The 5,030-nt window shown below is 60.7% G+C and carries 5 protein-coding genes; all 5 read right to left on the bottom strand.

What is annotated here, in order from left to right; all coding sequences use genetic code 11:
• Nucleotides 1-537, bottom strand: a 537-nt coding sequence (locus tag ACZM96_RS09565; protein ID WP_489488777.1) for an ABC transporter ATP-binding protein, incomplete at its 3' end; no start/stop codon positions are given.
• Entirely contained in the window at nucleotides 524-1,312 is a 789-nt protein-coding gene (locus ACZM96_RS09560; RefSeq protein ID WP_489488776.1) for an ABC transporter ATP-binding protein, read from the bottom strand. The genes ACZM96_RS09565 and ACZM96_RS09560, both read right to left, overlap by 14 nt.
• Entirely contained in the window at nucleotides 1,309-2,424 is a 1,116-nt protein-coding gene (locus ACZM96_RS09555; RefSeq protein WP_489488775.1) for a branched-chain amino acid ABC transporter permease, read from the bottom strand. Before ACZM96_RS09555 ends, ACZM96_RS09560 begins: the two co-directional genes overlap by 4 nt.
• On the bottom strand, nucleotides 2,424-3,317 hold the full coding sequence (locus ACZM96_RS09550) for a branched-chain amino acid ABC transporter permease (RefSeq protein WP_294488308.1): 894 nt from the start codon (nucleotides 3,315-3,317) through the stop codon (nucleotides 2,424-2,426). Before ACZM96_RS09550 ends, ACZM96_RS09555 begins: the two co-directional genes overlap by 1 nt.
• A gap of 182 nt (nucleotides 3,318-3,499) precedes the next feature.
• A complete protein-coding gene (locus ACZM96_RS09545) occupies nucleotides 3,500-4,639 on the bottom strand; it encodes an ABC transporter substrate-binding protein (RefSeq protein WP_489488773.1) in 1,140 nt (379 codons plus the stop codon).
• Between the last annotated feature and the right edge of the window lie 391 nt (nucleotides 4,640-5,030).

The following is a 5,030-nucleotide window of genomic DNA, read 5'->3' as shown; positions in this document are numbered from 1 at the left end:
GATTTCCTTCACGAGGATGGGGGCGAGGCCGAGGGAAGGTTCATCGAGCATGATGAGGTCGGGTCGGCTCATGAGGGCGCGGCCCACGGCGAGCATCTGCTGTTCGCCGCCGGAGAGTGTGCCGCCTTTCTGCCAGCTGCGTTCGCGCAGGCGGGGGAAGAGGTTGTAGACGAGTTCCATGTCGCGGGCGATGCCGTCTTCGTCCTTGCGGCACCAGGCGCCGAGGGTGAGGTTTTCGGCCACGGTGAGGTGCGGCAGTATGCGGCGGCCTTCGGGGCTCAGGGCTATGCCGTGGCGCACCATGTTTTCTGCGGGCATGCCCAGCAGGTTCACGGGCTTGTCGCCTTCGTGGCGGGTGAGCAGAATTTCGCCGCTTGCGCCCTTGACCAGCCCGGCTATGGAACGGATGATGCTGCTTTTGCCTGCGCCGTTCGCGCCGATGAGCGTGACCACGCTTCCCCTCGGAATGGAGAGCGATACGCCCTTGACGGCGTGAATGCCGCCGTAATGCACATGAAGATCATTAATCTGCAACATTGTTCACATCCTCGCCGAGGTAGGCTTCGATAACGCGCGGGTTGGAACGGATGGCGTCGGCGTCGCCTTCGGCGATGAGCTTGCCGTATTCCAGCACCCAGATATGTTCGCACACGCCCATGACCACCTTCATGTCGTGCTCGATGAGCAGAATGGTGAGGTGGAATTCGTCCCGAATCTGCCGGATGAACTTCATAAGTTCGAGGCTTTCCTGCGGATTCATGCCTGCGGCGGGTTCGTCGAGCAGCAGGAATTTCGGTTCCGTGGCCAGGGCGCGGGCGATTTCCAGGCGGCGCTGAGCGCCGTAGGGCAGGGAAGAGGCGGTTTCGTCGGCGTGGGCGGAGAGACCCACGCGGCGCAGCAGTTCAAGCGCCTTGTCGCGTATGTCGCGCTCTTCGCGACGGGTTCCCGGCAAGCCGAGCACCGCGCCCCACCAGTGACCGCTGCGGCGCACGTGACGGCCGATCATGACGTTTTCCAGCGCGGTTTCGTTGTAGAAAAGCCGGATGTTCTGAAAGGTTCGGGCCATGCCGAGGGCGCAGATGCGGTGCGGATCCATGCCGGTGATTCTGCGTCCGGCGAAGACCACCTCTCCTTCGGTGGGGCGGTAAAAGCCGGTGATCACGTTGAAGGCGGTGGTTTTGCCTGCGCCGTTGGGGCCGATGAGGCCCACGATGCTGCCTTCGGGGATGTCCATGTTAAGTTCGCTCACGGCGGTGACGCCGCCGAAGCGCATGGTGACGTTTCTAACTTCAATGATGTTCTTCCGGCTCATGCCTTACGCTCCTTCTTGCGGCCGAGGCGGGAAAAAAAGGCGGCCAGACTGTTCCAGGTGATTTCGCGCATGCCCATGATGCCTTCACGGCGGTAGAGGATGATGAGCAGCAGGCATACGGAGAACACCACCATGCGCATGCCGGGAATGCCGGGAATTTCCACGAATCCGAGGTCGATGGGTTCTTCCACCACGCGGAGCCATTCGAGCAGCACGGTAATGATGACGCTGCCGATGATGCTGCCGGTAATGGAACCGAGACCGCCCGCCACCACGATCATGAGGATGTTGTAGGTGAGCAGGAAGGTGAACATTTTGGGGTCGATGGTGGTGAGGAGGTTGCCGAGCAGGGCTCCGCCCACGCCGGCGAGGAAGGCGCCGAGGCAGAAGGAGAAGAGCTTGGTGTGGAACACGTTGATGCCCATGACCTGAGCGGCGATTTCATCGTCGCGCACGGCCTTGAGCACGTTGCCGAAGTTGCTGGAGAGCAGGCGCACGGTGCAGAACACCACCACGAGCAGCCAGATGAAGCTTGTGAACAGGTCGGTGTGGCAGGGAATGCCCTTGATGCCGAGCGAACCGTTGGTGATGGGGGTGGCGTTCACGATGAGCACGCGGATGATTTCCGAGAAACCCAGGGTGGCGATGCCGAGATAGTCGCCGCCGAGCCTGAGCACGGGAATGCCGATGATGAGGGCGAACACGGTGGCCACGAGACCGCCGAGAATCACGGAGAACCAGAAGGGCGTGTGCAGGGCGGCGAGGGAAGGCAGAATTTCGTCGATGATCCACATCATTTCCTTCTGATCGGGCGTGAGCACGCACAGGGCGGAGACATAGGCGCCTATGGCCATGAATCCGGCGTGGCCGAGCGAGAACATGCCGGTGAAGCCGTAAATGATGTTGAGCGAAATGGCGAGAATGCCGTACACGGCCACGAGGTTCAGAATCTGCACTTCATAGCCGTTGAGGGGCGAGGGCAGAAAGGTGAGGCCGGTGTCTTCGGCCATGCTGCCGTCGGCCCACCAGAGGAAGAGGAACAGCAGGGCGATGGCCAGCACGGTCAGGGTGTTGTTGCGCGCGGCGGAGGAAGAGTCTTTCGAGAGCGTCATCAGATCTTCTCCTTCTGTTTTTCACCGAACAGGCCGGTGGGCTTCACCAGAAGGACAACGACCAGCAGAATGAAGGCGAAGGCGTCGCGGTAGCCGGAGAGTTCCGGGAAGAAGGCGACGGCCATGATTTCAATGAAGCCGAGCATGAGGCCGCCGATCACCGCGCCCTGGATGGAGCCGATGCCGCCGAACACGGCGGCGATGAAGGCCTTGAAGCCGGGGAACACGCCCATGTAGGGGTTGATCTGCGGATAGCGCAGCGCCCACATGATGCCGGAAGCCGCGGCGAGGGCGGAGCCGATGGCGAAGGTGAGGGCTATGATTTTATCCACGGACACGCCGAGCATGCGCGTGGTTTCGATGTCTTTGGAAATGGCCTGCATGGCGAGGCCGGGCTTGGTGTGATAGACGACGTAGAGCAGGGCGGCGACGAGAATGGCGGTCACGCCGGGCACGAGGAGGGTGAGGGGCATGAGGCGCGCGCCGCCGATGGTGATGATGCTGATGAGCCATTCGGGCTGATGCACGGGTCTGGGCAGACCGGTGAAGACCACCACGGCCAGACTTTCAAGGAAGAAGGAAACGGCGATGGCGCTGATGAGCGCGGAAATGCGGGGTGCGTCGCGCAGGGGGCGGTAGGCGATCTTGTCCATGAGGACGCCGAGGGCGGCGGAACCTAAAATGGACACCACCACGGCCGCGGGCCAGGGCAGACAGAACAGCGTGGTGCCGTAGAAGACGAAGTACGCGCCGAGCATGAGGATGTCGCCGTGGGCGAAGTTGATGAGGCGCAGGATGCCGTACACCATGGTGTAGCCGATGGCGATGAGGCCGTACAGCGAACCGAGCGTCAGCGCGTTGAAAAAGTGTTGGAGGAATAATTCCAGACTCATAGGGAACCCTTTCCGGCCGCGCCGCCGCGCAGGGACGAGTGTCCGTGCGGCGAGGCTTCATAAAAATACGCCGGCCCGTCGGGGACGGAGCGGGGCGCGGTGAAATATGCGTGTGGGGCGGAAGAGGCGCTGAGCGCCGGAAACGGCCGGAGACCAGGCTCCGGCCGTTCGATCAGAGAAGATTAGTCGGCGATGGCTTCGCCGATGTAGGAACGCTTGCCGTTCTTGTACTGAATGATGCCGACGGGCAGTTCGGCGTCATGGGTGGCGTTGATGGAAAGCGTGCCGAGGGGAGTGGCGAAGTTCTTGGTTTCGGCGAGGGCCTTGGTGATGGCTTCGGGGTTGTCGGAGCCGGCGCGGGTGATGGCGTCGAGGATGAGGTTGTAGCACACGTAGCCGAGGGCGGAGTTCACGTTGGGATCCTTGTCGGGATAGGCAGCCTTCCAGGCGTCGGTGAAGGCCTTGGCGGCGGGGCTCATGTTGGGCATGTTGACGTCATAGGGGAAGGTGGTGTGCAGGAAGCCTTCCACGGCCTTGCCGCCGATCTTGACGGTGTCGGGGTTGTCCATGGCGTCCGCGCCCATCATGACGAAGGTGCCGCCGAGTTCGCGGGCCTGCTTCATGATGATGGCGCCTTCAGCGAAGTAGGCGGGCATGAACACGATGTCGGGCTTCTGATTGATGATTTCGGTGAGCTGGGCGGTGAAGTCCTGGTCGCCGGAATTGTACTTCATGTCGGCCACGATCTGGCCGCCGAGCTTCTTGTAGGAGCGCTTGAAGAAGCTGCACAGACCCACGGAGTAGTCGTTGGCGACGTCCATGAGGATGGCGGCCTTTTTCATGCCGAGGGTCTTGTAGGCGTAGGAAGCGGCGGCAGCGCCCTGATAGGGATCGATGAAGCAGGCGCGGAAGTAGTACTTCTTGCCCTGGGTGACGAGGGGGCTGGTGCAGGAGGTGCCCACGCCGGGCACGCCGGCCTTTTCGCCGACTTCGCCGCCGGCCATGGCCAGGGAGGAGCCGTAGGTGCCGATGTAGGCGGAAACCTTGTCGCGTTCCACGAGGCGCTTCACGGCGTTGGCGGCTTCGACCTTGTCGGACTTGTTGTCCACGACGACGAGTTCAACATCGCGGCCGAGCACTTTGGGATTGGCCTGCTGGGCCAGTTTGATGCCGTCGAGCTCAAGCTGACCGCCGAAGGCGTTCTGACCGGTGAGGGGCAGATACACGCCGATTTTGACGGTCTCGGCAGCGGCAGCCGGGAAGGCGAGGCCACAGGCCAGAGCGGCCATGGCCACAGAGGCGAACACACGGGAAAGCTTCATAACGATCCTCCGATTAAGAAACTCAGGTTCGTGTAAGAGATATGGAGGGAATCTTATAGAATCTTACGATTGTGTGCAATCATGAAGCGCCGGAAAAATGCCGCGAAATACAGCACGAATACAGAGTTTTTTAATACTATTTCAATTGAATACAACAAGTTGTCATTATGTCGACAAAAATGATTTTTCTTCCCCTGCACAAAAGAAAAAGAGCTTTTGCCAATTTCGTGTTTACAATAGCGCAAAAATGTGGAAAATATTTGTGCCTTTTTCCATTGTGGGGAACGAGGGGAGGTTGAAGGCATGCGGGGGAAGGGGAAGACCCTTTTGAAAAAGGGCCTTCCCCTTCCCCCGCGCCCCCATCCCCATCTCCAAAACTTTTTAATTGGGG

It is taken from the genome of Mailhella sp. (genome assembly GCF_057866825.1).
Note: the sequence above shows the minus strand (reverse complement) of the source record. Positions and strands in the feature narration are given on the sequence as shown.

Coding starts and splice junctions, on each gene's coding strand:
- ACZM96_RS09550 (WP_294488308.1), bottom strand. CDS start 3,317: ATGAGTCTGGAATTATTCCTCCAACACTTTTTCAACGCGCTGACGCTC.
- ACZM96_RS09555 (WP_489488775.1), bottom strand. CDS start 2,424: ATGACGCTCTCGAAAGACTCTTCCTCCGCCGCGCGCAACAACACCCTG.
- ACZM96_RS09545 (WP_489488773.1), bottom strand. CDS start 4,639: ATGAAGCTTTCCCGTGTGTTCGCCTCTGTGGCCATGGCCGCTCTGGCC.
- ACZM96_RS09560 (WP_489488776.1), bottom strand. CDS start 1,312: ATGAGCCGGAAGAACATCATTGAAGTTAGAAACGTCACCATGCGCTTC.